We start from the raw sequence: 26,194 nt of genomic DNA on the forward strand, positions 1-26,194 counted from the left end.
ATCTTTCCATCCAACACGCAAAAAGGCCGTCTGAAAACCGCCCCAGCGCAAAACATCATGGTTTCTGTTAAAATAACGCCTTCTACATCTTTCCGTCTTTGCCCATGCCGCCCCGCCATCCTTACCGCCGCCTGCGCCCAGCCAAATCCCATCTGCCCGAAGTCGGCATTTCCGAAGAAGGCAATATCCGTTCCCTGCACTTGGGCAGCGACACCATTCAAAGCTCCATGAATGTCGATCATCCGTCCGAGCTGGTGTTGTCGTACAGCCGCGCCATGATGGGTTGGCTGCTGTTTGCAGAAACCCCGCCCAAACACATCACCCAAATCGGCTTGGGCGGCGGCTCGTTTGCCCGTTGGATAGACAGCTATCTGCCCGATACCAAGCAAACCGCCATTGACATCAATCCGCAAGTCATCGCCGTGGCGCGCAGCTTGTTTGAATTGCCGCACGAAGGCGAACATTTTGAAATTATCGAGGCGGATGGCGCGGAATATATTAAAGTGTTCCGCCACAATACCGATGTGATTTTGGTAGATGGTTTTGACGGCGAACAGATTATCGATGCTTTGGTGGAAGAGCCCTTCTTCCAAGACTGCCGCAATGCCCTTTCCCCCGACGGCGTATTTGTGACCAACTGGTGGAGCGGCGACCAGCGTTATCAACGCTTTGTCGAACGCCTGCTCAACGTCTTTGACGGCCGCGTGCTCGAGCTGCCTGCCGAAAGCCACGGCAACGTAGCAGTCATGGCGTTCCAAAGCAGCCCCAAAGAACAAAATCTTGACAACCTGAAAAAACGCGCCGAAAAATTAAGCGAAAAATACGGCTTGGACTTCAAACGGATGCTTGCTGATTTGAAGGCCAACAATCAAAACAACGGCAAAAATTTTTATCTGTAAACCGCCTCAGGCCGTCTGAAAAAACAAACAAGGACACACTCATGCTCAAACCCGACATCATTCAAATCCCCGGCCCGGCCGGTTTGCTGGAAACCATCTACCTGCCAAGCACACAAGAATCCGCCCGCGGCGTCGCCGTCATCAACCACCCCAATCCCCTGCAAGGCGGCACCAACACCAACAAAGTCATCCAAACCGCCGCCAAAGCCTTATCGCAACTCGGCTTCCATTGCTACCTGCCCAATTTGCGCGGCGTAGGCAATAGCGAAGGCGAACACGACTACGGCCGCGGCGAAACGCAAGACTGCATTGCCGTTATCGACTACGCCCGCGCGCAACATCCAGACGCACCGCAATTCGCCCTGGCCGGCTTCTCATTCGGCGGCTACGTTTCCACCTTTGCCGCCCAAGAACGCACGCCTGATTTGCTGTTGCTGATGGGCGCAGCCGTCCATCACTACAAAGACCGCCCGGAACCATCCGACGTTCCCGATGTCACCAAAACATTGATGATCCATGGTGCGGAAGACGAAGTCGTCGAAATCAACAAAGCCCTGACATGGGCAGAACCCCAAGGCCTGCCTGTTGTGACCATTGCCGGTTCGTCCCACTTCTTCCACGGCAAACTCATCGTTTTACGCGATACGATCACACGGTTCGCACCAGCCTTATTAGGTTAAAATCCGGCTACAAAATAAAACAAGGCCGTCTGAAAGCTTTTTCAGACGGCCTTGTTTGTCTCTTAACATATCAATTCTGAGTCAACCAATACTGCAAACCAATCAAAGTCTTACCATCTTTGATTTCATCGTTTGCCAATGCAGCGCGCACCTCTTCCTTGCTCATCAGGACGGTTTCTGTAATTTCATCCTCATCATTGCTCAACTCGCTGCCCAAACGCACGCCTTGCGCTTGGTAGAGATACATTTTCTCATCACAAAAACCGACTGCCGTGTAAAAGCTGTACAACAATTTAACACTGTCGGCAACGTATGGCGTTTCTTCCGCCAACTCACGCAAAGCGCATTCGGCAGGATCTTCGCCTGCAATATCCAATTTACCCGCCGGCAATTCCAAAGTCGCCTGATCGGCGGCATAACGCCATTGGCGAACCAAAACAACTTTGCCGTCTTCCGTTTCCGCCAACACACACGCAGCACCCGGATGGCGGATCACAACCCGCTGGCTTTCGTTGCCGTTGGGCAGGCGCACCCGATCGCGGCTGATGGTAACAAAAGAACCTTCGTAGATTGGCTCGCTGCTTAATTTAGTTTCTTTCAAATCCATTTTTTTACCTCATTTCCAATTTATTGAATATTAAAGGCCGTCTGAAATCCTTTTTCAGACGGCATAGATAAGCCTTACTCCCGAACACGTTCAATCTCAATACCAACCTGCGCCACATCAGGCAAGATGCCCGGTTTCACAATACGGACGCGCACTTTGGCCGCACCAAAATCATTTAAAATCAATTGGGCGATATGTTCCGCCAACGTTTCCAGCAGTAAAAAATCCTGTTCGGCAAGGTTGCGGCGTACGACTTCACATACTTCGCCATAATGGATGGTGTCGCCGATATCGTCGCTCGTGCCCGTACGCTCGGGAACACTAATCTCCAAATCCAAAATCAAAGTCTGTTTACGCTCGCGTTCCCAATCATATACGCCGATTAAAGTATCGGCCTTCATGCCGTACAAAAAGATTTTATCCATTTGCCTGTCCGTTTTTTTGATAGAATAACCGTTCCCATTTTAAGTAAAGCACCCAAAATGTTCAATGTACTCGCCATTATTGCCGCCTATCTTATCGGCTCCCTGTCTTTTGCCGTCATAGTATCAAAATATTACGGCATGGACGATCCGCGCACTTACGGCTCCGGCAATCCCGGTGCCACCAACGTCTTGCGCAGCGGTAAGAAAAAAGCAGCCGCACTGACTCTGCTCGGCGATGCAGTAAAAGGCTTGGTTGCCGTCATCTTGGCGCGCTGTCTGCAAAATGCTTTAGATTTGTCGGATGTAACAATAGCCCTGGTCGCCATTGCCGCATTGGTCGGCCATATGTGGCCAATATTTTTCAATTTTAAAGGCGGCAAAGGCGTAGCCACCGCATTGGGCGTCTTGCTCGCCCTCTCCCCCGCAACCGCCCTGCTCTGCGCCTTGATTTGGCTGGTCATGGCGTTCGGTTTCAAAGTTTCCTCCCTCGCCGCACTGGTCGCCACCGTCTGCGCACCCATCTTCGCCTTCTTCATGATGCCGCACGCCTCTTGGGCATGGGCAACCGTATTCATTGCCGCATTGGTGTTATACCGCCATAAAAGCAATATTCAAAACCTGATTCAAGGCAAAGAAAGCAAAATCGGGGATAAAGCCGGTAAATCTTAAAAGCGTAGATACATTCAAATAAAAGGCCGTCTGAAGTCTATTTTTCAGACGGCCTTTTATAGTTTCATTCGCATTATTCACACATAATCATTCAATCTTAATATACTCCACCGACAAAATCTCTATAACCTCCTGTCCTTCCGGCGTATTCAAGACAACTTCGTCGCCTTCGCGCGCTTTAATCAGGCTGCGTGCCAAAGGGGAAATCCATGAGATTTTGTTTTTAGCGGTATCGATTTCATCTACGCCGACGATTTTGACGGTTTGTTCCCGACCGTCTCCGCGCAGTAAGCCAACGGTTGCGCCGAAGAAAATCTGGTCCGTGGCTTCGCGCGCTTCTGGATCGACGACGACGGCAGCTTCCAAGCGTTTGGTTAGGAAGCGGATACGGCGGTCGATTTCGCGCATGCGGCGTTTGCCGTAAAGATAGTCGCCGTTTTCGCTGCGGTCGCCATTGCTTGCCGCCCAGTTAACGATTTGGACGATTTCCGGGCGTTCTTTGTTGACCAGATGATAAAGTTCGTCTTTCAATGCCTGCCAGCCGGTAGGCGTGATGTAATTTTTGGTTTCGGTACTCATGATGTGTTTAAAACATAATTAAAGGCCGTCTGAACGTTAATTTTCAGACGGCCTTTATTGTAAGTCAATTTACTTTATTCTTCATCATCGCTATCGCTATCGCTGATACTGATACTGTGTTCCATTTTGCTTGGATGTACTTTCAAGCCGCCGCAACCTGATTTTTCGGCGGAGAGGCGGTTTAGGTATGCTTCGTCGATATCGCCGGTTTGATAAACACCGTTGAAGCATGAAGAATCAAAGGATTCGATTTTCGGATTGAGCGCTTTGACTACTGCTTCCAAGTCTTCTAAATTTTGGAAGACGATACCGTCCGCGCCAATTTCGGCTGCGATTTCTGCCGCGCTGCGGCCGTTTGCAATCAGTTCTTCACGGGTCGGCATATCGATGCCGTACACATTCGGATAGCGTACTTCAGGAGCGGCAGAAGCGATATAGACTTTGCGTGCACCTGCCGCACGTACCATTTCGACGATTTCACGGCTGGTCGTACCGCGTACGATGGAATCATCCACCAATAAAACGCTCTTGCCGTTAAACTCGGTTTCCATAGGGCTGAGTTTTTGGCGTACTGATTTTTTGCGTGTTGCTTGGCCGGGCATAATAAAGGTACGGCCGATGTAGCGGTTTTTAATCAGACCTTCGCGATAAGGTTTTTCGAGATGAACGGCAAGCTCCATCGCGCTGGGTCGGCTGGTATCGGGAATCGGCATCACGACATCGATATCATCGACAGGCAGCTCGCGTTTGATTTTTTCTGCCAAAGATACGCCCATATCCATACGGGACTGATAAACGGAAACGCCATCGATGACGGAATCCGGGCGGGCAAAATAAACATATTCGAAAAGACAAGGGCTTAATTTGGCTTTATCGCTGCATTGACGGGAAATAATCGTGCCGTCAAAACCAATAAATACGGCTTCGCCCGGATGGATATCGCGTTCCAAATCATAGGCAAGCGCATTGAAGGCAACAGATTCGGAGGCAACGGCATAAGATTTTTTGCCGGATTCGTCAATTTGCGAACCCAAAACCAACGGACGGATACCGAAAGGATCCCGGAAAGCCAGCATGCCGTATCCTGCAATCATGGCTACTACGCCGTATGCGCCGCGCACCAAACGGTGCACTTCGGAAACGGCGTTAAAAATATTGTCGATGGTGAGTTGGTAAGGAACTGTATTTTTAGAGACTTCGCGGCGCAATTCATGCGCGAATACATTGAGTAATACTTCGGAATCGGAGCTGGTATTAACATGGCGCAGGTGTTTGTTGCACACATTCTCATACAGCTCTTCAGTATTGGTCAGATTACCATTATGTGCCAAAACAATGCCAAACGGAGAGCTGACATAGAAAGGCTGGGCTTCTGCACTGCTGCCTGCATTGCCGGCAGTCGGGTAGCGGACATGTGCGATGCCGGCATTACCTACCAAGTCACGCATGTTTCGGGTACGGAACACTTCACGCACCATGCCTTTGCCTTTGTGCATATGAAACGTGCTGCCCTCTGCAGTCACAATGCCTGCCGCATCCTGACCACGATGCTGCAGCATCTGCAGACCGTCATACAGCAGCTGATTGACCGGCTCATGACTGACCAAACCTAATACACCACACATATCGAGACTCTCCGAGTTTTAGGGTTAAATGGGTAAGGTGTCATTATAAAATAATTTAGAGGAGTTTGCCCAAATTGTTGACAATATAATGCTACCTTCAGACAAATAAAAAACGGTTTCAAACGACCTTCAGGCCGTCTGAAACCGTTAACATCAATCATCCGCTTCCTCATGCGTATCTTCTTTTCCCGGCAGATACGGCATTGCGGCATCGGCAAGCGATTCAAAATACGGAATCGTATGGGAACTTTGCCACTCTTCTGTCTTCGGTAAATCGGTATGCGAAAAAACCATCACAGCCAGTGTTACCAAAATCACACCTTTTACTGCACCGAATACGCCGCCAAGCAAACGGTTGATGCTTCCCAGACCAACGGCAGACACCAAACTGCTTAACAGCGACCGTACCAGTTTTTGCAACAGCCACGCCAGAAAAAACACAGTGGCAAAACCCATGGCAACCGCCAAAGCATGCGGCTCAACCGATTTAAAGACCACATCGGCAAACGGCACGGCAAGCGTTCTGGCTGCAATAAACGACACGACCCACGCCACCATCGCCCCTGCTTCGGCAATAATCCCCCGCGTCAGCGAGATAATGATGCAGATGACGATGACGGCGGCAGCCAACAAATCGGCGACAGGCAAATTACTCACTGGTTACCTGACCGGCAATGCCATGTACACGCAATTTGTTCAAATCACGCTCGGCATCGCGTGCATTTTTATAACTGGCTGATTTCACGCGATACACCTTACCTTTATCGGTCATGACTTCAGTAATGGTCGAATCGATGCCTGCGGCTTTCATTTTACGTTGCAGGCTTTGTGCGCGTTCTTTTTCAGCATAACCAGCCTGAATAGCGGCTTTTTTCGCAGGCTTGGCTTCTGCTGTTTCTTTCTCAGCTTTAGGTTTGGCTTTTTCAGACGGCTTCTCGGCAGTTTTTACCTTATCTGCTTTTTCAGCTTTGGCAGTTTCCGGTTTAGCCTTTTCATTTTTTGTTTTTTCAACTTTGGCTTCTGCTTTCTTGGCAGGTTCGGCCTTGTCTTTTACGCTGTCTTTGCTGTTTTTGGCAGATTTACGCTCGGCAATGGCTTTCTCTGCCTTTTCCAATTGAGCCAATTTATTGCGCTCGGCAGCGGCTTCACGCTCTGCTTTTTCAGCACGCACTTGAAGTGCGCGTTTTTTAGCAGCCAATGCGTTTTCTTTTTCATCCGCTTCCTGTTGGGCTTGTGCCTTGCGTGCCGCAGCACGTTGTTCTGCCTGACGTTGGCGGCGTTCTTCGGCTCGGCGTTCGGCAGCTTCGCGTTTGGCGGCTTCTGCTCGTTGAATACGCTCAGACTCTTCCAAACCTTTAATATTGCCGTCATCCAAAGTATCGTTGATCAAAACCAACGGCTCGCCGACATCTTCGGGAGCTGATTCACGGCTCGGCTTCAGCACTTCGACCGGCGCATTATCTTCTTCATCGCCGGCATTTTGAGGTTTGCTTTGCGCTTCTGCATCCGCATGGCGGGCTGCTTCTTCAGCCATCGCGACATCCTCTTTATTCGGCTCTAAAACAACAGCCTTGCTGGGCTCATCCGCCGTTTTGACTTGAGTCTGACCGACAGGGGCTTCTTTAAACGGTGAATTTTTATCGTCGCCCGATGTCAGCGCCAGGCCGAACAGCATACCTGAAGCCACCACCAAGCCGGAGGCCAAAACCAAGCGGCGGCGGTTGCGGCGTTTGAGTTGTTCGTAACCGTCTAAATCGTATCCGTTTGGAGTTTCTTTTTGTTTATTGTCGGACATGATAATTTCCTCGTTAGTGTTCTTTCAAAACAGCCATTACATCGGCAACAGTATGGAATGAGCCGAAAACAACGATTCTATCATTTTCGGTTGCTTTCGCCAAAGCAGCGCGGTAGGCTGCGGTGACGGTTTCAAAAACATTTACATTGTCGATACCGTGTTCAGCCAATTTGACCTGCAAAGCCGCTACCGTCATGCCGCGCGGCACATCTAAAGGCGCGATATTCCACTCGTCAAACTGGTCTTTAACGATTTCCAGCACGCCGTCAATATCTTTGTCGGACAGCATACTGAATACAGCGGTCCGTTTTTGTGCAAAGGCAAGGTTAATCAGGCTGCGGCGCAAAGCACGGGCTGCGTGCGGATTGTGGCCGACATCCAAAACCACCAGCGGACGGCCGGGCAAAACTTGGAAACGTCCAGGATTCTCAACCAACAGCAAACCGCGTTTAATCGCGCCGATATCAACCGGCAATTGTTCGTTCAAACATTCCAACACAGTCAGTGCGCACGCGGCATTGGACAACTGATAGGCACCGCGCAAAGCAGGAAATGGCAAAGAATTGCGGTTACGGCTTTGGCCGTCTGAAGATTGCGGATGGAAGCGGTAGTTCCACTGCACGCTTTCCATTGACGCAAAATCAAAATCTCGCTGAACCATCAACAGTTTTGCGCCAATTTCTTTTGCGTGTTTGACCAATGATTCAGGCGCGGGATTCTGGCCGCACACGGCCGGTTTGCCGCTACGGAACACTCCGGCTTTTTCAAAACCGACCTGCTCGACGGTATCGCCCAAAAATGCCTGATGGTCCAAATCCACGCTGGTAACGACCGAACAGTCGCCGTCGAATACATTCACGGCATCCAATCGTCCGCCCAAACCGACTTCCAAAATCATTACGTCCACATTTTCACACATGAAAATATCGACGGCGGCCAAAGCATTAAACTCAAAATACGTCAGCGAAATTTCACCACGTGCCGCTTCGATACGCTCAAATGAGGAAACAATCAGGTCGTCTGAAACCGGCTGAGTGTTGATGGCGATTCGTTCGTTGTAACGCAGAAGGTGCGGACTGGTCAGCGTACCGACTTTGAAACCGGCTTCTTTATAAATATGCGACAAATAAGCGCATACGGAGCCTTTGCCATTGGTACCCGCCACCACGATGACAGGACACTGCGGCACCAAATTCATGCGTTTTTTCACTTCTCCCACGCGTTCCAAACCCATATCGATCAGGCCGGAACTATGGGCAGTCTCCAAATGAGAAAGCCAGTCTTGTAATGTTTTCATTGTATTGATCGCTTCAAAAGGCCGTCTGACACAGCCGTTTAATCCATATCTGCCGCAAGTTCTGCTTTGTCTTCTTTTTCCCGACACCAGCACGCCCATACTTTCAGACGGCGGTAGGCATCGCGGTCGGCCATATCGGGCAAGATGCAGTGTTTGACCATTTTCCCGTCAACATTCCATTGCAAAAACAAAGCGTAAACCGTCAACATACTGCTGTCTTGCAAAACCGCGCTTCTTCCCTCTTCCTCGTCATTCAAGTAAACCGTCGCACGGTATTGGCGGTCGATGATGATTTTTCTGACCGCATTTTGAGTGTGAAAATTAACGCTGCGCCAAGCATAGGCAAAACTGCCGGCCAACGCCGCCAAACCCAGCCACATCATCCAGCCGTAAAACTCGGCAAGGCATAAGGCCAACGCCGAAAGGTGTAAGAAGACAATCAGAATTTTCAAAGAACGCGAGGGCTTTAAGGCTGTCTGGAAACTTCGCACGGCTTTACATCATATTGTCGAAAACAGGCGTAATGTTCAATTCCGCCTCTTCCATATCCAAAACCATATCGTGGATTTCGGTATCGAAAAATTCCCAAAAAGCCTTCAGGCTCATGTCTTGCGGCCATTTGCTTTTATCGATGTCCCAGCCGGCCAATTCGGCTTCAAAAATCTGCTGGTAGCGTTCGTCAAAATAGGAAATAACGGATTCGGGTTCGTCAAATTGCGGCACCAGGAATACGGAGCAGTTGGTACGCAGTTGCTCGATGGTCAAATCGGGCATATTCTCATCGGAGGATTTCAACCATTCCAAAAAACGGGCGGTCGGCTTCAGCACGACAGCAGTACGGTCAACAAAATACATAATGTTCAACTTTCAAAATCATTCAAACCGATCATGCCGTCTGAAATTTCAGACAGCCTAAGTTTAATGTGTCATCACCTGTTGCAGGAACTGTTTGGCACGCTCGTGTTTCGGATTGGTAAAAAACTCTTCCGGCGTTTCATCTTCCAGAATCTGGCCTTTATCGACAAAAATTACACGGTCGGCGACTTCGCGCGCAAAACCCATCTCATGGGTCACGCACATCATGGTCATGCCGCTTTCCGCCAAGTCTTTCATCACTTTTAATACTTCGCCGACCATTTCAGGGTCAAGCGCGGAAGTCGGCTCGTCAAACAACATCACGCGTGGCTCCATCGCCAAACCGCGTGCAATCGCCACACGCTGCTGCTGACCACCGGAAAGCTGGCCGGGCAGCGCGTCTTTTTTATGTGCCAAGCCGACACGCTCCAAAAGCTCCATTGCTTTCTTTTCCGCCTCTTCACGGCTTTGGTTTTTCACTTTCATCGGAGAAAGAATAATATTTTCCAAGACAGTCAAATGCGGATACAGATTGAACCCTTGGAACACAAAGCCCACTTCTTCGCGCACTTTGTTCAAATCGGTTTTCGGATCGGCAACATTGATGCCGTCCACCCAAATCTCACCGCTTTCAATGCGCTCGAGTTGGTTTACCGTACGAATCAGCGTCGATTTGCCACTGCCCGAAGGGCCGCATACAACGACCACTTCGCCTTGTTTGACTTCCAGATTCACGCCGTTGATAACGTGCAAATCTTTAAAATGTTTGTGTACATTTTTGAATTTAATCATTATTTCTTTCCAAACTGCCAAAATTTCCGGGGCTTGAGTTGCGCTTGCCGCTGCCAAAGCAAAGGAATAGCCGTTTCCAGCCAAAAGCGGCAACTGACTATGCCGCCGGAGATTCCGCCTTGATTGTACCGATTGACTTTAAATTGCTCTTCCCTATCGAGACGATGCCCGGTCAATACCCAAACTGCGCCGATAATTGCTGCTTCAAAACGATGTCGCTCAGTCGGCATATCCTTACCGGAAAAATACTGCGCCAACTCGCGCCACAAATATGAATCACCTAGAAACCCCCATTGAATAGGAGGTTGCTTAAAAATTGCCATCACTGTTTCAGACGGCCTTTTGAACCAGATAATTGCTCAATTCCACATATTTCTCAGCGGCAATGTGTTCTGCCCTGTCCTGCGGATTGATGCCGACTGCCTGCAAATCATCATCGCCGGCAAGTTCCTTCAAATTATTGCGTATGGTTTTGCGTCGTTGATGGAAAGCCAGTTTTACCAGTTTGGCGAAGTGTTCAAAATCTTCTGCTTTACCGATACGGTGTTTCACCGGAATCATACGTACCACGGCCGAATCCACTTTCGGCGCAGGATCAAAGGACTCGGGTGGTACTTCAATCAACATTTCCATATCAAAGAAATATTGCAGCATGACACCCAGACGACCATAGTCGTTGGTTTTCGGCTGCGCCACCATGCGTTCGACCACTTCTTTTTGCAGCATAAAGTGCATATCGATCACATCGTCGGCCACTCCGCTCAATCGGAACAAAAGCGGCGTGGAAATATTGTACGGCAGGTTGCCGACAATTTTTTTCTTGCCTTCAATGCTGTTGAAATCAAACTGCAATACATCTCCTTCGTGTATTACCAATTTATCTGCAAACGGCAAGGTTTTCAGACGGCGTACGATATCACGGTCAATTTCGCAAACATGCAGGCAGTTGAGTTTTCTCGCCAAAGGCTCGGTAATGGCGGCCAAGCCCGGGCCGATTTCAATCACGATATCATCGGGCTGCGGTCTGACCGCGTTGACAATATCGTTAATAATCCGCGTATCCTGCAAAAAATTCTGCCCGAAGCGTTTCCGGGCCTTATGTTCTTTCATATCTTTCTTCAAGCAAGCTGTTTAAGGCAGTATTGTAACTGAAACAGGCGTTTTTGTCGGCACGCTTTCATACGGCATTTGCCTAATTTTAAGCAAACGGTGGCGCTTCCAAACCCAAAGATTTCAGTAGTTGCGCGGTCTCATAAACCGGCAAACCCATCACGCCCGTAAAACTGCCCTGCAAATGCTCGACAAATACGCCACCCAAGCCCTGAATCCCATACGCACCGGCTTTATCCATCGGCTCGCCGCTGGCAACATAGGCTGCAACTTCCTCAGCCGTCAACGTCTTAAAGCGCACTTCGCTCGTCTGCACCACATCATGGCGCACGCCTTGCCAGTAAACGCATACAGCCGTCAGCACTTGATGCGTCCGTCCGGACAAGCGTTCCAGCATATCGACCGCATCCGCCTCGGACTCCGGTTTACCCAAAATAGCCGCACCATCCGCCACCGTCGTATCCGCCGTCAATACAGCAAACTCAGGCTCTTGATCATGAGCAGCAAACCATTGCGCCACCGCCGCCTGATTTTTCTCGCAGGCCATACGGCGCACATACTCTACCGCAGCTTCGCCTTCTTTTGGGGTTTCATCAATATCCGCTGGGAGGCGGTGTACCGTGAAACCCAAATTCTCCAAAATCTCACGGCGGCGCGGACTGCCCGAAGCCAGATAAATTGCGTTCATTGGATTGGTTTTCCTTATTTTGAAATTTTATGCTGACCGGACAGGCGGACATAATGCGCAGACGAATACGTCAAAAATGCCTTTTCCTCATCCGTCAGCGGACGCACTTGTCTCACAGGCGAGCCGACGTATAAAAAACCGCTTTCCAAACGCTTGCGCGGCGGCACCAAACTGCCCGCGCCTATCATCACATCATCTTCGACAACCGTATCGTCCAAAATAATCGATCCCATGCCCACCAACACACGATTCCCAATTCGGCAGCCATGCAGCATGACCTTATGCCCAATCGTCACATCATCGCCGATAATCAAAGGCGAACCGTCAGGCTTTGCCGCATTCTTATGCGACACATGCAAAACGCTGCCGTCCTGCACATTGCTGCGCTTGCCGATAGAAATGCTGTTCACATCGCCGCGTAATACGGCATAAGGCCAAACGGATACATCTTCCGCCAGCGACACTTCGCCAATCACAACCGAAGTCTCATCTATAAAACAAGACTCATCAACCGACGGCACATAATCCAAAAACGCACGAATAGGGTTTGCCATTTCCAATATCCTTTTCTCAAAACCAAAACTGATCAGGCCGTCTGAAAACACGGCGTAAAACGATTTTATACTACAACAATACTAAATCAAGCCAGAAAATCATCAAAAGGCCGTCTGAAATAGTTTTCAGACGGCCTTTCATCATAAACCCTTTATCTTGGCTTACCACTATTTATCATTAGCGCCTCATCTATCTTTTATGGAATAATCGTCTTCATTTGATTGATGGAGAAGCTGATGGAGACACGTTCGGGAAATTATGCAGCGCCCCTATTGGTCGTCGGCTGCGTCGTCTTCGGCTTGGGCAGCTTGATCGTCAAATTTGTCGATGTCGGCTCTTATGCCATCGCATTCTGGCGTTTGCTGATTGCCGCTCCCATATTCTTCCTGCTCGGGCGTTTTTTCAGGCAAAAAATGCCCACGAAAAGAAAAACGGTTGGCTACGCACTCTTATCCGGCGTTTTCCTCGCATTCGACCTCGCCCTTTGGCACGAAAGCATTCACGCCGTAGGCCCCGGCATTTCCACCTTGCTCAACAGCCTGCAGATTTTCTTTTTAGCCGCCATCGGCTTCTTCTTTTATTCGGAACGCCTAAGTACCTTACAAATTTTAAGTTTGATATTAGCCACCATAGGCGTAGCCTTAATCGGCAGCCCGGAGTTCGGTCATAACGACAACGCCGCATGGGGATTTGTCAGCGGCGTAGTGTCCGGCGCCATGCTGGCGCTGTCTATGGTTTTCGTACGCAAAACCCATGAGCAGGAAAAAGTCGGTTTGTTTCCGCTGATGATGATTTTAAGCTTCGGCGGTGCAATAGCTTTGGTCATCCCATCGCTGCTATTCGATAATGCCCATCTATACCCCAAAACTTTAAACGATGTGATTCTAGTCTCCATCTACGGCATCGTTATGCAATGCTTCGCTTGGGCATTGATTGCTTATGCTATCCCGCTTTTATCCTTGTCACTGACCGGCCTCTTGCTTCTCTCCGAACCAGTCGCCGCCATGTTGATCGATTATTTTTGGTTGGATAAACCGATTAATGTCATCCAATGGAGCGGCGCCACTTTGACTTTATTGGCGATTTATTTGGGTTCGTTAAAAGACAAAAAATAGATACAAAAAAGGCCGTCTGAAAAATTTCAGACGGCCTTTTAATCTGTTTATTGCTTATTGGATGCTGGTACCGATACGGCTGAGTTCGCCAAAGTTCATCCAAACAAAGAAGGCTTTACCGACGATCAACTTGTCATCGACAAATCCCCAATAACGGGAGTCGGCGCTGTTGTCGCGGTTGTCGCCCATCGCGAAATAACGGCCTTCTGGGACTTTACAGATAAAGCCATTGCCGTCTTCTGCGTATTCGCAATTTTCCAAACCGCTTGTTTCAAGTGAGTAATTGCTTTCAGGCATCACTTCGGAGGTGTATTTGTTCAATACGGCAATAGATACGGAAGGTTGACCGGCTTCTTTGACCACATCAAAGTTTTTGCCGTTCAAGGCCGTCTGAAAACGCTCAAGCGTATGAATCATAGACGGATCGGTATCATCTGCGTATTGATAATTACCATTTGGTTTTTCGGGAATAATTTCACCGTTAACAGTCAAAACCTTATCACGGTATTCCACAACATCGCCCGGAATACCGACGATACGTTTGATGTAATTCATCTCTGGCTGAAGCGGGTAATTGAACACCACGACATCGCCTCGGGCAATATTGCCGACAGGGATAATGACCTTATTCAAAATCGGCAGGCGGATACCGTAAGAGAATTTGTTTACCAAGATAAAATCGCCTTTGACCAAGCCCGGACGCATGGAGCTGGACGGAATTTGAAACGGCTCGGCAATAAAGCTGCGCAATACAAAGATAACCAAGATGATGGGAAAAAAGCCGCCCATATAGTCGGTAAAATGCGCACTGTCTTCGCCGGTCTCGCTTTTTTTCAGACGGCCTTTATGGATTGCCCAAACAATGCCGGTAAACACGACAAACACCAGCAATACGGCGGTAAAGCTCATAAATTCGGACAAAATGCCGAATACACCAACCATGCACAGGAGGTAACTCCATTGCAGGCCGGAGCTCCATTCGCCGTTTTCCTGACGCTCTTTGCTGCTTTTGAAGTTAAGAACCAAACCGGCCAGCAGCACAACGATTGCGCCTAAAGTCAGATTTATACTCATTATTTATCACTCACTTGCAGAATCGCCAAGAATGCGCTTTGCGGGATTTCCACGTTGCCCACTTGTTTCATGCGGCGTTTGCCTGCTTTTTGTTTTTCGAGAAGTTTTTTCTTACGGGTAATATCGCCGCCGTAACATTTCGCCAAGACGTTTTTACGCAGTGCTTTGACGTTTTCGCGGGCGATAATCTGGCTGCCGATGGCGGCTTGGACGGCGATGTCGAACATTTGGCGCGGAATCAGCTCGCGCATTTTCGCTGCCAGCTCGCGGCCTCGGTGAACCGCGCTTTGACGGTGCACAATCAGGCTCAAGGCATCGACTTTTTCGCCGTTGACCATGATGTCGAGCTTAATCAAATCAGACGGTTGGAATTCTTTGAAATGGTAGTCCAACGAGGCATAGCCGCGAGAAGTGGATTTGAGTTTGTCGAAAAAGTCCATCACAACTTCATTCATAGGCAAGTCGTAAGTCAGCATGACTTGACGGCCCATGTACTGCATATTGACCTGCACGCCGCGCTTTTGGTTACACAAAGTCATGACGTTGCCGACGTATTCCTGCGGCACGAGGATGGTTGCGGTGATAATCGGCTCGAGAATGGTTTCGATGCTGCCGATGTCGGGCAGTTTGGACGGGTTTTCGACTTCGATTTTTTCTCCGCTCTTCAACACGACTTCGTAAACCACCGTCGGCGCGGTGGTAATCAAATCCATGTCGAACTCGCGTTCCAAGCGTTCCTGCACGATTTCCAAGTGCAGCAGACCCAAGAAGCCGCAGCGGAAGCCGAAGCCCAATGCCTGAGAAACTTCAGGTTCGAATTTCAACGAAGCATCGTTAAGCTGCAATTTTTCCAAAGCGTCGCGCAAAGCTTCGTAGTCGTGGCTTTCCACGGGGTAGAGTCCCGCGAATACTTGGCTTTGTACTTCTTGGAAGCCGGGCAGCGGCTCAGAAGCGGGGTTGGCAACCAAAGTAACCGTATCGCCGACTTTTGCCTGTCCCAATTCTTTCACGCCGGTAATCAAAAAGCCCACTTCGCCGGCTTTGAGTTCTTGTTTTTGAACCGATTTAGGTGTGAATACGCCCAGCTGCTCAACCTGCGTTTCCGCCTTGGTGCTCATAAAGCGCACTTTGTCTTTCAGCTTGATGGTGCCGTTTTTCACACGAATCAGCATAACTACGCCGACGTAGTTGTCAAACCACGAATCGACGATAACTGCTTGCAACGGCGCGTTTTCATCGCCGGTCGGCGCAGGAATTTTGGCAACGATTTCTTCCAAAACGTCTTCCACGCCGATGCCGCTTTTGGCAGAACATTGCACCGCGCCGACCGCATCAATGCCGATAATGTCTTCGATTTCCTGTTCCACGCGTTCGGGGTCGGCGGCGGGCAGGTCGATTTTGTTCAAAACGGGCACGACTTCCACGCCCAAATCAATCGCGGTATAGCAGTTCGCCACAGTTTGCGCTTCCACGCCTTGAGACGCGTCCACGACCAAAAGCGCACCTTCACAAGCCGACAGCGAACGGGAGACTTCGTAAGAAAAGTCGACGTGTCCCGGAGTATCAATCAGGTTAAGCTGATACACCTGCCCGTCGCGTGCTTTATAGTTGAGCGCGGCGGTTTGCGCTTTAATGGTGATGCCGCGCTCTTTTTCGATGTCCATGGAGTCGAGCACCTGCGTACTCATTTCGCGCAAATCCAAGCCGCCGCAGTATTGGATAAAACGGTCGGCAAGCGTCGATTTGCCGTGGTCGATGTGGGCAATGATGGAGAAATTCCGTATGTTTTTCATATTGTTATTAAGATAAATGCAATTAAAGGCTGAAAGGCCGTCTGAAAAAACAGGGATTCGGTTTTCAGACGGCCTTAGAATAAGGTTGAATCGTTCCGTATTCTAACGGAAATTCAACGCTTCTGCATGATTTTATAGCGATTTGACAATCTCGGTCACCATCTTCGCCGAGCTGACGGCAGCCGTTTTCAAAAACTCTTCAAAGCTGATGTCCGCTTTCTCATCTGCCGAATCAGATACCGCGCGAATAATCACAAAAGGCACTTCCAATTGATGACAGGTTTGCGCAATCGCCGCAGCTTCCATTTCCACTGCTTTGACTTCTGGGAAATGACTGCGGATTTCCGCGACACCTTCGCTGCTGTGTACAAAACGGTCGCCACTGACAATTAAACCTTGCGTTACGGCCGCACCTTCAAACACTTGCGCCGCCTTTTCTGCTTGGCGAATCAAGTTTGCATCCGATGCGAACACGGCAGGAAGTTGCGGCACTTGCCCCCAAACATAACCAAAAGCCGTTACATCAACATCATGATGCGCCACAGTTTCGCCGATGACCACATCGCCAACCTTCAGCCCTTTGCCCAAACCGCCTGCGCTGCCGGTATTGATGACGCAATCCGGTGCAAACTGATGAATAACCCAAGAAGTCGAAACCGCCGCATTGACCTTACCGATACCGCTCAAAACCAAAACCGTGCGTTTTCCGGCCAATTCGCCTTCATATGCCGAGAATTTACCGAAGGACACATGCTTGACATCGGCCATGCTTTCACGCAAAAGCTCGATTTCCTGTTCCATTGCGCCGACCACGGCAATTGTTTGTACTGACATCTTGCTACCTTTCCGTTCACTAATCGGGCAACATTATAACAGCAGAATTTAAAATCACAGGGATGCTGAAAAATCTGCTATATTCCCAGCACGACACTCAATTTAAAACAGATAGCCGCTCTAGCGGCAAAACAGCAAATAATGATTGCTTCTGTTATAATTATTTTCAATAAAATAACTTAACATTAACTATCTAAATTCTTATGTTTGACGAAAATACTCCGGGCGCAAAAGAAGAATTGTTCACTTGGCTACGCCACATGAACAAATACAAAGGCTCCGACCTTTTCATTACCACCAATTTCCCGCCGGCCATGAAAGTGGACGGCAAAATCATGCGACTGACCAATGAGCCGTTAAGCGCTGAAAAATGTATGGAAATCGCTTTTTCGATTATGTCTTCCAAACAAATCGAAGAATTTTCTACCACCAACGAATGCAATTTCGCCATCAGCCTGCCCGATACCAGCCGCTTCCGTGTCAATGCCATGGTTCAACGCGGCGCAACTGCTTTGGTGTTCCGCTCTATTACCAGCAATATCCCTAAATTTGAAACACTCAATCTGCCGCCGATTCTGAAAGACATCGCCCTCAGAAAACGCGGTCTGGTTATTTTTGTCGGTGGTACAGGTTCGGGCAAGTCCACTTCCCTCGCCTCCCTTATCGACTATCGAAACGAAAACAGCTTCGACCACATTATCACCATCGAAGATCCGATTGAATTTATCCACCAACATAAAAACTGCATCATCACCCAACGCGAAATCGGCGTGGATACCGAAAATTGGCCGATTGCATTGAAAAATACCCTGCGCCAAGCGCCGGATGTTATCCTGATTGGCGAAATCCGCGACCGCGAGACCATGGACTACGCCATTTCCTTCGCGGAAACCGGCCATTTGTGTATGGCAACACTGCACGCCAACAGTACCAACCAAGCGCTCGACCGCATCATCAACTTCTTCCCCGAAGAGCGCCGTAACCAATTGCTAACCGATTTATCGCTCAACCTGCAAGCCTTTATTTCACAACGCCTGATTCCCCGTGAAAGCGGACGGGGACGCGTAGCGGCTGTCGAGGTTTTGCTCAATTCGCCCATTATTGCCGACTTGATTCGCAAAGGCGAAGTCCACAACATCAAAGAAATGATGAAAAAATCAACCGGTATGGGCATGATTACTTTTGACCAAGCCTTGTATGATTTGTATGAAAACGGCGATATCAGCTATCAAGACGCTATTAAAAATGCCGACTCCGCACACGATTTGCGCCTAGACATTCAATTACGAAGCCGTCGCGCACAAAATGCCGGCCCGGATTTAGAATTGATTTAAAAGTAAAAGCTTCAAAGTATAAAAAAGGCCGCCTGAAACCTCATTGCGGGTTTCAGACGGCCTTTATTCCATCAAATAATCAAGCCTGTTTCAGTTTTGCATCGGCATCACGCAATGCAGTGCGCAAACCTTCCTCGATAACCGGATGGTAGAACGGCATATCCAACATTTGCGGAATCGTCATTTTCATTTGATGCGCCCAAGCCATCAAGTGTGCCAAATGTTCGGCAGCAGGGCCGACAACTTCCGCACCAATGAAACGGCCGGTCGCTTTTTCGGCATACAAACGCATATGGCCTTTGTTTACCAACATAACGCGGCTGCGGCCTTGGTTTCGGAAGGAAACTTCGCCGATAACAAACTCGTCAGGTTGATATTTCGCCGCAACTTGTGCATATTTCAAGCCGACAGAGGCAATTTGCGGATTGGTGAACACCACGCCGATTACACTGCGGCGCAAACCACCGCCGATATTCGGATAGCGGCCCGCATTGTCGCCGGCAATTTTGCCTTGGTCGGCAGCTTCATGCAGCAGAGGCAATTGATTGGACGCATCGCCTGCGATGAAGATATGCGGAATGCTGGTTTGCATGGTCAGCGGATCGGCAACAGGTACGCCGCGCGCATCTTTCTCGATAGTCAGGTTTTCCAAACCGATATTGTCCACGTTCGGACGACGGCCTACGGCTGCCAGTATATATTCGGCAACGAACACACCTTTTTCGCCGTCTTGTTCCCAATGAACTTCAACATTGCCGTCTGCGTCAAGTTTAACCTCGGTTTTAGCATCCAGATGTAAAGCCAACTCTTCGCCAAACACAGCTTTGGCTTCTTCAGCGACAACAGGGTCGGAAATGCCGCCGATGGCTCCGCCTACGCCGAAAATCTCAACTTTCACGCCCAAACGGTGCAAAGCCTGACCCAACTCTAAGCCGATAACGCCGGGGCCGAATACAGCCACGCTTTTAGGCAAAGTATCCCAAGAGAAAACATCATCGTTTACAACCAAGCGATCGCCCAAAGCTTCCCACTGAGGGAAAATCACAGGACGCGAACCGGTGGCAATCACAAAACTTTTTGCAGTAATTTGCGTATGGTCATCAATTTGGACGGTGTGTTCGTCAACAAATTTTGCCGTACCCATAATGCGCTTGTCGGCAGGCCACTCTTCTACATCGCTGACCACAAAACCGACAAAACGGTCGCGTTCGGATTTGACGCGTTGCATGACTTCTTCGCCGTTGACGACGATGCTGTCTTTGTCCAAATGCACGCCAAACGGATCGGTATGCAAAGCATGATGGCGCGCTTCTGCGGCGGCAATCAAGAGTTTGGAAGGCATGCAGCCGACACGCGCACAGGTCGTGCCGAACACGTTATTTTCAATCAGGTAAACATTGTCTGTATGAAGGCGGGCATTGCGAAATGCGCCCATACCGGCTGTACCGCCACCCAGTACCACCACATCTGCTTGAATCTTTTTCATATTTTATCCTTACTGTCTCTATCCAAACCGATATTGCCATCAGCTTATTCAGTTTCAGACGGAAAAAATTATTAACTATCGAAAAATAAAAATTAATAGCCAATTACTAAATATCGATTTAAAACAATAATCTCAAATTCTACTTGCGAATATAGAGTTATTCAGAACGCCGAATTATAAACGCCGTCTGAATAACTCTATATTTTATCTTTCAGACGGCCTTTTCAAACCGTCTCAAGCATACAGGCAATTAGTTTTTAGCCAAGTAAGCTTCCAAGTCTTCGCTGCCGCCGATGTATTTGCCGCCGATGAATACTTGAGGAGCAGTCATCTTGCCGGTAATAGCGCGTACGGAAGTAACAGTTGCATCTTTACCCAATACGATTTCTTCGTAAGACAAGCCTTTGTCTTGCAAAGCTTTTTTAGCTTTAGCACAGAATTGGCAGCCAGGTTTGGTGAAGATGGCAACAGACTCTTGAGCTTTCCAGTCAGGAGCAATGTATTTCAACATAGTGTCAGCGTCAGACACTTTGAAAGGATCGCCTGGTTCTTCAGGTTCGATAAACATTTTTTCAATCACGCCGTCATTAACCAGCATGGAGTAACGCCAAGAGCGTTTGCCGAAGCCCAAGTCTTCTTTGCCAACCAACATGCCCATGCCTTCAGTGAATTCACCGTTGCCATCAGGGATCATGTAGATGTTGTCAGCTTCTTCTTCAGCGGCCCAAGCGTTCATTACGAAAGTGTCGTTTACAGATACGCAGTAGATAGCGTCAACACCGTTTTCTTTGAACGCGCCGAACAATTCGTTGTAACGTGGCAGGTGTGAAGAAGAGCAAGTCGGAGTAAATGCGCCAGGCAGAGAGAACACGACTACTTTTTTGCCTTTGAACAAATCATCAGTAGAAACATCTTTCCAAGTGTCGCCGACACGAGTGCGGAATACTACGGAAGGTACTTTTTGACCGGTACGATCTTGCAAAGCCATTTTTAAGCTCCTTTTAAAAATTCGGGTTAGAGAAATGAATCAATGCTTGTATTGTAATGCAGGCCTATCGATTTGTATAATTTATAGTTCAAATAATATTAATTATATTAAACTATCAAATTAATCCAACCGAAAACAGCTAACTCATTAAATAAAGGCTATCTGAAAGAAAACAAGTACCTGACCGAAATTATTTTTTAGGTAAAGGTTGAACGGGAGAATCCGAAGCCACAATTTCACCGATGGCTTTTTCCGCAATATCTTTCAAAGCATAGCGGTCTTTATCCGGCATATCTGTCGGTTTGTATTGAGGCGAGAAATCCAAACGGATACGGATTTTCTTCATCGAAACAATACGCCATAAAGATTGAAACAGGTTTACCTCCGCATAGGATGGCAAATCCGTCCGTTGTCCTTCGCCATCATAATAGCGCAAGGTTACTGCCTGAATCGGCGCTTTCGCATCAATTGCCGATTGAAACAGGGCTGCTTTAAACGGCAAAATACCCAAGCCGGAAGAAGTGCGCGCCTCAGGGAAAAAGCTGACATTCTGTCCTGCTTTCAATGCCGCGCAAATCGCCTGATTAATCGGCTCAATATCTCGGCGGGAATTGCGGTTGATAAACACCGTGCCGGCATTTTTACCCATTTTTCCCAAAACCGGCCAACCGCTGATTTCCTGTTTGGCAATAAAACTGCTCGGATAAACGGCGCTCATGGCAAAAATATCCAACCAAGACACATGGTTGGCCACTACCAATGTACCGCTCACATTTCCTTGAGGCGGTACGCCGATTTCCAATTCGATATCCAAAGCATCCAACGCACCTTTTCCCAAAACAACCACAGCATGATTGCGTTCCTCTGCATTATTGCCATCGATGGCACGCAAATTCCGGCCGGTTCGGAACAACCAAGCCGCCAAACGGCAAAGCCTGCCCAGTCGTTTTAAAAAAGGAGCTTTTTGTTTAGACATAAAATTTCTTCTGTATTGTGTTCATTATTTTCAGACGGCCTCTGACATTTAAGGCCGTCTGAAACTATTTCTGGCAATTTGGACAATAAAATGTTCCACGCTGCCCCAAAGTTTCTTTAAAAATCAACCCGCCACATTGGACACAAGGCTCATTGTGGCGGCCATAGACCGTATATTCCTGCTGAAAGTAGCCGCTTTTTCCATCGCTATTGACAAAGTCCCGCAGCGTACTGCCGCCGGTTTCAATCGCCCTTTGCAGAACCGCTTTAACGGTTTCCACCAATAATGCGCATTCTTTCTTGGTCAGCTTATTCGCCGGACGCAATGGCGAAATACCCGCCTTAAACAGACTTTCATTCGCATAAATATTGCCAACGCCAACCACCACCGCATTATCCATCAGCGCCAATTTGACCGCACGCTTCTGCGTTTTCAATTTCTGATACAGGTAATTTGCATCAAACGCCTCCGAGAGCGGCTCCGGCCCCAGTTTTTCCAACAGAGGATGATGTTCGGCAATACCTTCATACCACAATACCGCACCAAATTTACGCGGGTCGTGATAACGCAATACGGTACCGTCATCAAATACAAAATCCAAATGATCGTGTTTATCCGGCGTAGCGATACGATCATCATCGGCGGTAAAAATCCGCAAACTGCCGGACATGCCCAAATGAATAAGTAAAATACCCGTTTCAAAAGTAATAATCAAATACTTCGCACGCCGGTTGCATGCCAAAACTTTGCGGCCGGCCAAAATTTGCGCCAAGTTTGGATGAATAGGCCATCTCAATTTAAACTGGCGGATAGTGACTTTTGCTATCTTTTTGCCATCAATATGCGGCTCTATCCCGCGTAAAGTCGTTTCCACCTCAGGTAATTCAGGCATCATTATTCTCCAAATTTATCATTAATATACAGGCCGTCTGAGAACTATTCGGCCAAACGTGCCGTACTTAAAGCAACCGTATTGCCATCAAATGCAGATTCCAATTCAGGCAAAGGATGGACACCAATCAAATGTTTCGTTAATACCATCCCATAAACCGCCGCACACTGCGGCCACCACCTATCCCCCGCCTTTTCCATAAACCGCCAAAACTTCAAAGCAGAAGGCGAATTCACAGCAGGCAGATAATCCATAAACTGCCCATATTCCATTTCAAAACCAATATCCGCAATTTTTCGTTTCAACTCGGCCAGAGCCAAGCATTGAGATTTCAAAGGCAGCTTTTCCCCATCAAACCAAGAGCTCAATCCCCACAAAGATTTAGGGTTGAACCCCGTCAAAATCAACCTTCCTTCAGAATTTAATACCCTAAACGCTTCTTGCAACACCAAATCCGCAGATGAAACTTCCAAAAGATGAGGCATCAATAATACATCCACGGAATGTGTTTCAAATGCCAACATTTCAGCATCCATCCGCACATCGCGGGGCACTACAATCATGTTTTCAGACGGCCTCTGCCACACACCGCCCAATTGAACCGCCACCTGCCTATTCAAATACTGCAAATGCCGTCTGAAAAAATCCGCCTCTTTTTGAGCAAGATATTGCCCCATTGGCGTTTGCATAAAAAAAACTTCCATTCAAGGCTCCCCTATGCATCCCGACTTGTGTGACAGAATTTTAACACCACGGCCACATCACACAAGCAAATTCCCTGCTCGACTTGACGTTTAAATGCTGAAACGATACTATCAAAAAGACGAAATTTTATTATATATTTGATAACTTTATTTACTATGGCAAAACTAAAAACCATCGCTCTGACCGTTTCAAGCCTGTCGGCGGTTTCCGCCACAGCCTACGCACAAAACGCTACACCCAACCAAGTCGGCATGGCCATGATGCGCCTCAACTCCGCCCTGCTCGACCAAGCCAAAGCACAAACCTTCGGCTCCGGCAGCTTATGGGCATCGTTGCGTAAAGACTTCCGCATCAACGAAGTCAACACAGAACTGGTTCGCCGCCATGAAAACAAATTTGCTGCAAACAGCGCATATTTCGACCGCACCATCTCACGCAGCAAACCTTATATGTACCATATTGCCAATGAAGTTAAAAAACGCAATATGCCCGCCGAAATCGCTTTGCTGCCTTTCATTGAAAGCGCATTCGTAACCAAAGCCAAATCACACGTCGGCGCATCCGGCCTGTGGCAATTTATGCCGGCTACCGGCCGCCATTTCGGCTTGGAAAAGACACCTTTGTATGATGGCCGCCACGATATTTACGCCGCTACCGATGCCGCATTGAACTACCTGCAATACCTGCACGGCATGTTCGGCGACTGGTCTTTGGCGCTTGCCGCTTACAACTGGGGCGAAGGCAATGTCGGACGTGCCGTCAACCGCGCCCGCGCGCAAGGTTTGGAGCCGACATACGAAAACCTGCGTATGCCGAACGAAACACGCAATTACGTTCCCAAACTTTTGGCCGTCCGCAATATCGTTGCCAATCCGCAAACCTTCGGCATGAATATCAGCGAAATCAGCAACCAGCCGTATTTCAAATCTATCAGCATCGACAAACCTATTGATAACAGCACAATCGCCCGCTTTGCAAACATCAGCGAAAGCGAATTGTTGGCACTCAACCCGGGTTTCAATGCGCCTGTATTCATCCCTAAAAACAACCGTCGTCTGTTGTTGCCGGTTGCTGCGGTTTCCACATTTGAAAAGAACTACCGCAATGCCAACCCGGATACCCTGATGTCTTGGGATATTTATACTTCTTTGGGTAACAAAAAACTGAATGCCATTGCCAACGATACCGGTATGAGCGTTGCCGAACTCAAACGCCTCAACGGCCTGAGCGGTAGCGCTGTTTCTGAAGGCCGCAGCATTTTGGTGGCTAAAAATTCAGCAAGCCAAAGCCAGGACATCATTAACTTCATCGATAAAGACAATACGCCGGATACTTACCAATCCAATATGCCGGCCATGTCTCCGATTATTGCTTCCAACGCAGTAGAACCGGTTAAAGTCGCTCAAAATACCGTGACCAATATTGTTGCACCTGTTGTTCCACAATCCAGCAAACCGGTTGACTTTATTGCACGCAGCAAAGCTGAAAACGTTAATTCCGTAGCGGTAACAGAAACTAAAGCCCAACCTCAAGTTGCAAATGTGGAAGTGGCCGCCCCAGTTACAGCCATGACCCATGCGACTACCGAGACCGTTGCTAAAAATGTTGCAGAAGCGCCCAAATCAGCCATCCCTGCAGACTTGACCGCACCGACTGTTGCCGCAAACGATGCAGCCACTACTCCAGCAGTTGAATCTGTTGCTACTGCACCGGTTCTAGAAGAGCATGACGACCTGATGGCATTGGTACAAAGCCGACCGGCAGAGGAATCTTCAGCGACTGTTGCCGAGGCCACACCGGAGAACAAACAAGTTCAAACTGTTGTTACCGCCGAAAGCGCTCGTGCCGCACGTATCGCAGCCAATACCGTTAAACAACAAAGCCGCATCAATGCGCGTCTTGCCCGTGTAAGCGGTCAGCAAAACACACAAACAGCAGCACTTGAAGCAGGTACACACCGTGTGGCAGATGGCGATACGTTGTTTAACATCTCCAAACGCTATAACCTGAGCGTAGCCGATTTGATTATTGCCAACAACATCAAAGGCAACAATATCAAAAAAGGCCAAATCCTCCGTGTTACAGCCGCTCCGGCAAAAGTCCGCAGCAACCCGGTTCAAAACGTTTCCTACACTGTACGTAAAGGCGATACCCTGAACACCATCGCCAGCCGTTTCAATGTTGATATTAACGATATCCGTCGTTGGAACCGCAATACCCGTACTGTATCTCCCGGTCAACGTTTGAAACTGATTGGTAGCTAATATTAGCTTTAAAACAAAGGCCGTCTGAAAGATTCAGACGGCCTTTTTCTTTATGATAGATAATCAAGTTAATGTTTGATGACAAACAGAATAGCCTTCTCTTTAAGATAAAAATATTTTTTGAAAATTACTATATAGAAAAGAGAGTGTGTAAAAA

General features: G+C 48.5%; 28 protein-coding genes. 6 read left to right on the plus strand and 22 right to left on the minus strand.

The window, feature by feature from the left end:
- The first annotated feature begins 104 nt into the window (after window positions 1-104).
- Window positions 105-899: a polyamine aminopropyltransferase gene (locus HMPREF2661_RS03075; protein ID WP_039862255.1), complete on the plus strand. Its 795-nt coding sequence runs from the start codon at window positions 105-107 to the stop codon at window positions 897-899.
- 41 nt (window positions 900-940) lie between these two features.
- Entirely contained in the window at window positions 941-1,579 is a 639-nt protein-coding gene (locus HMPREF2661_RS03080; protein WP_049322924.1) for an alpha/beta hydrolase, read from the plus strand.
- Between the two features lie 70 nt (window positions 1,580-1,649).
- On the opposite strand, the gene HMPREF2661_RS03085 is transcribed toward HMPREF2661_RS03080, so the two are convergent.
- Window positions 1,650-2,186 carry an NUDIX hydrolase gene (locus HMPREF2661_RS03085; RefSeq protein WP_036490481.1) on the minus strand — a complete coding sequence of 179 codons (537 nt, stop codon included), beginning with the start codon at window positions 2,184-2,186 and terminating at the stop codon, window positions 1,650-1,652.
- 74 nt (window positions 2,187-2,260) lie between these two features.
- On the minus strand, window positions 2,261-2,611 hold the full coding sequence (gene folB, locus HMPREF2661_RS03090) for a dihydroneopterin aldolase (protein WP_049322923.1): 351 nt from the start codon (window positions 2,609-2,611) through the stop codon (window positions 2,261-2,263).
- Window positions 2,612-2,668: 57 nt separating this feature from the next.
- Between folB and plsY the strand changes: the two genes are divergently transcribed.
- A complete protein-coding gene (plsY, locus tag HMPREF2661_RS03095) occupies window positions 2,669-3,280 on the plus strand; it encodes a glycerol-3-phosphate 1-O-acyltransferase PlsY (RefSeq protein ID WP_049322922.1) in 612 nt (203 codons plus the stop codon).
- A gap of 87 nt (window positions 3,281-3,367) precedes the next feature.
- Here the strand turns inward: plsY and greB are convergent, their stop codons facing one another.
- From greB to HMPREF2661_RS03155, 12 genes are all read right to left on the minus strand, one after another.
- Complete coding sequence (greB, locus tag HMPREF2661_RS03100; protein WP_049322920.1) at window positions 3,368-3,859, minus strand: transcription elongation factor GreB; 492 nt, start codon at window positions 3,857-3,859, stop codon at window positions 3,368-3,370.
- Between the two features lie 74 nt (window positions 3,860-3,933).
- Window positions 3,934-5,484, minus strand: coding sequence for an amidophosphoribosyltransferase (purF, locus tag HMPREF2661_RS03105; RefSeq protein WP_070822317.1), 1,551 nt, complete (start codon window positions 5,482-5,484; stop codon window positions 3,934-3,936).
- A gap of 153 nt (window positions 5,485-5,637) precedes the next feature.
- Window positions 5,638-6,141 (minus strand): CvpA family protein, encoded by a 504-nt coding sequence (locus HMPREF2661_RS03110; RefSeq protein ID WP_070822318.1) that lies wholly within the window; start codon window positions 6,139-6,141, stop codon window positions 5,638-5,640.
- Entirely contained in the window at window positions 6,134-7,279 is a 1,146-nt protein-coding gene (gene ftsN, locus HMPREF2661_RS03115) for a cell division protein FtsN (RefSeq protein WP_070822319.1), read from the minus strand. The genes HMPREF2661_RS03110 and ftsN overlap by 8 nt, the downstream gene beginning before the upstream one ends.
- A gap of 13 nt (window positions 7,280-7,292) precedes the next feature.
- Window positions 7,293-8,576, minus strand: coding sequence for a bifunctional tetrahydrofolate synthase/dihydrofolate synthase (gene folC, locus HMPREF2661_RS03120; RefSeq protein WP_070822320.1), 1,284 nt, complete (start codon window positions 8,574-8,576; stop codon window positions 7,293-7,295).
- 38 nt (window positions 8,577-8,614) lie between these two features.
- Window positions 8,615-9,067 carry a protein YgfX gene (locus HMPREF2661_RS03125; RefSeq protein ID WP_070822321.1) on the minus strand — a complete coding sequence of 151 codons (453 nt, stop codon included), beginning with the start codon at window positions 9,065-9,067 and terminating at the stop codon, window positions 8,615-8,617.
- A 4-nt stretch (window positions 9,068-9,071) separates the two neighbouring features.
- Window positions 9,072-9,431: a hypothetical protein gene (locus HMPREF2661_RS03130; protein WP_049322913.1), complete on the minus strand. Its 360-nt coding sequence runs from the start codon at window positions 9,429-9,431 to the stop codon at window positions 9,072-9,074.
- A 63-nt stretch (window positions 9,432-9,494) separates the two neighbouring features.
- Window positions 9,495-10,223: an amino acid ABC transporter ATP-binding protein gene (locus HMPREF2661_RS03135; protein ID WP_003747231.1), complete on the minus strand. Its 729-nt coding sequence runs from the start codon at window positions 10,221-10,223 to the stop codon at window positions 9,495-9,497.
- A complete protein-coding gene (locus HMPREF2661_RS03140) occupies window positions 10,223-10,546 on the minus strand; it encodes a hypothetical protein (protein WP_070822322.1) in 324 nt (107 codons plus the stop codon). Before HMPREF2661_RS03140 ends, HMPREF2661_RS03135 begins: the two co-directional genes overlap by 1 nt.
- 7 nt (window positions 10,547-10,553) lie before the next feature.
- Window positions 10,554-11,333, minus strand: coding sequence for a 16S rRNA (adenine(1518)-N(6)/adenine(1519)-N(6))-dimethyltransferase RsmA (gene rsmA / locus HMPREF2661_RS03145; RefSeq protein ID WP_070822323.1), 780 nt, complete (start codon window positions 11,331-11,333; stop codon window positions 10,554-10,556).
- An 88-nt stretch (window positions 11,334-11,421) separates the two neighbouring features.
- Complete coding sequence (locus HMPREF2661_RS03150) at window positions 11,422-12,021, minus strand: Maf family protein (protein WP_070822324.1); 600 nt, start codon at window positions 12,019-12,021, stop codon at window positions 11,422-11,424.
- A gap of 14 nt (window positions 12,022-12,035) precedes the next feature.
- Entirely contained in the window at window positions 12,036-12,575 is a 540-nt protein-coding gene (locus HMPREF2661_RS03155; RefSeq protein ID WP_049322909.1) for a gamma carbonic anhydrase family protein, read from the minus strand.
- 237 nt (window positions 12,576-12,812) lie between these two features.
- On the opposite strand from HMPREF2661_RS03155, the gene HMPREF2661_RS03160 reads away from it, so the two are divergent.
- Window positions 12,813-13,691: a DMT family transporter gene (locus HMPREF2661_RS03160; protein WP_070822325.1), complete on the plus strand. Its 879-nt coding sequence runs from the start codon at window positions 12,813-12,815 to the stop codon at window positions 13,689-13,691.
- 54 nt (window positions 13,692-13,745) lie between these two features.
- Here HMPREF2661_RS03160 and lepB read toward each other — a convergent pair whose 3' ends face one another.
- The 3 genes from lepB to HMPREF2661_RS03175 form a co-directional block, all read right to left on the minus strand.
- Complete coding sequence (gene lepB / locus HMPREF2661_RS03165) at window positions 13,746-14,765, minus strand: signal peptidase I (RefSeq protein WP_070822326.1); 1,020 nt, start codon at window positions 14,763-14,765, stop codon at window positions 13,746-13,748.
- Window positions 14,765-16,558, minus strand: coding sequence for a translation elongation factor 4 (gene lepA, locus HMPREF2661_RS03170; RefSeq protein ID WP_036490455.1), 1,794 nt, complete (start codon window positions 16,556-16,558; stop codon window positions 14,765-14,767). Before lepA ends, lepB begins: the two co-directional genes overlap by 1 nt.
- 132 nt (window positions 16,559-16,690) lie before the next feature.
- On the minus strand, window positions 16,691-17,392 hold the full coding sequence (locus tag HMPREF2661_RS03175; RefSeq protein WP_070822327.1) for a 5'-methylthioadenosine/adenosylhomocysteine nucleosidase: 702 nt from the start codon (window positions 17,390-17,392) through the stop codon (window positions 16,691-16,693).
- 203 nt (window positions 17,393-17,595) lie between these two features.
- Between HMPREF2661_RS03175 and HMPREF2661_RS03180 the strand changes: the two genes are divergently transcribed.
- Window positions 17,596-18,726 (plus strand): PilT/PilU family type 4a pilus ATPase, encoded by a 1,131-nt coding sequence (locus HMPREF2661_RS03180; RefSeq protein ID WP_070822328.1) that lies wholly within the window; start codon window positions 17,596-17,598, stop codon window positions 18,724-18,726.
- A gap of 79 nt (window positions 18,727-18,805) precedes the next feature.
- On the opposite strand, the gene HMPREF2661_RS03185 is transcribed toward HMPREF2661_RS03180, so the two are convergent.
- The 5 genes from HMPREF2661_RS03185 to HMPREF2661_RS03205 all read right to left on the minus strand — a co-directional run bounded on the left by HMPREF2661_RS03185 (window position 18,806) and on the right by HMPREF2661_RS03205 (window position 23,772).
- Window positions 18,806-20,212 carry a dihydrolipoyl dehydrogenase gene (locus HMPREF2661_RS03185; RefSeq protein ID WP_070822329.1) on the minus strand — a complete coding sequence of 469 codons (1,407 nt, stop codon included), beginning with the start codon at window positions 20,210-20,212 and terminating at the stop codon, window positions 18,806-18,808.
- 250 nt (window positions 20,213-20,462) lie between these two features.
- Window positions 20,463-21,200, minus strand: coding sequence for a redoxin family protein (locus HMPREF2661_RS03190; protein WP_049348362.1), 738 nt, complete (start codon window positions 21,198-21,200; stop codon window positions 20,463-20,465).
- Between the two features lie 190 nt (window positions 21,201-21,390).
- Window positions 21,391-22,176: a 1-acylglycerol-3-phosphate O-acyltransferase gene (locus HMPREF2661_RS03195; RefSeq protein WP_070822330.1), complete on the minus strand. Its 786-nt coding sequence runs from the start codon at window positions 22,174-22,176 to the stop codon at window positions 21,391-21,393.
- Window positions 22,177-22,240: 64 nt separating this feature from the next.
- On the minus strand, window positions 22,241-23,068 hold the full coding sequence (gene mutM, locus HMPREF2661_RS03200) for a bifunctional DNA-formamidopyrimidine glycosylase/DNA-(apurinic or apyrimidinic site) lyase (protein ID WP_049322930.1): 828 nt from the start codon (window positions 23,066-23,068) through the stop codon (window positions 22,241-22,243).
- Between the two features lie 44 nt (window positions 23,069-23,112).
- Window positions 23,113-23,772 carry a class I SAM-dependent methyltransferase gene (locus tag HMPREF2661_RS03205; protein WP_049322901.1) on the minus strand — a complete coding sequence of 220 codons (660 nt, stop codon included), beginning with the start codon at window positions 23,770-23,772 and terminating at the stop codon, window positions 23,113-23,115.
- A gap of 156 nt (window positions 23,773-23,928) precedes the next feature.
- Here HMPREF2661_RS03205 and HMPREF2661_RS03210 point away from each other — a divergent pair, with 156 nt between their 5' ends.
- A complete protein-coding gene (locus HMPREF2661_RS03210) occupies window positions 23,929-26,037 on the plus strand; it encodes a LysM peptidoglycan-binding domain-containing protein (protein WP_049322900.1) in 2,109 nt (702 codons plus the stop codon).
- Window positions 26,038-26,194 lie beyond the last annotated feature (157 nt).

Source organism: Neisseria sp. HMSC061B04 (genome assembly GCF_001836705.1).
Lineage (GTDB): Bacteria > Pseudomonadota > Gammaproteobacteria > Burkholderiales > Neisseriaceae > Neisseria.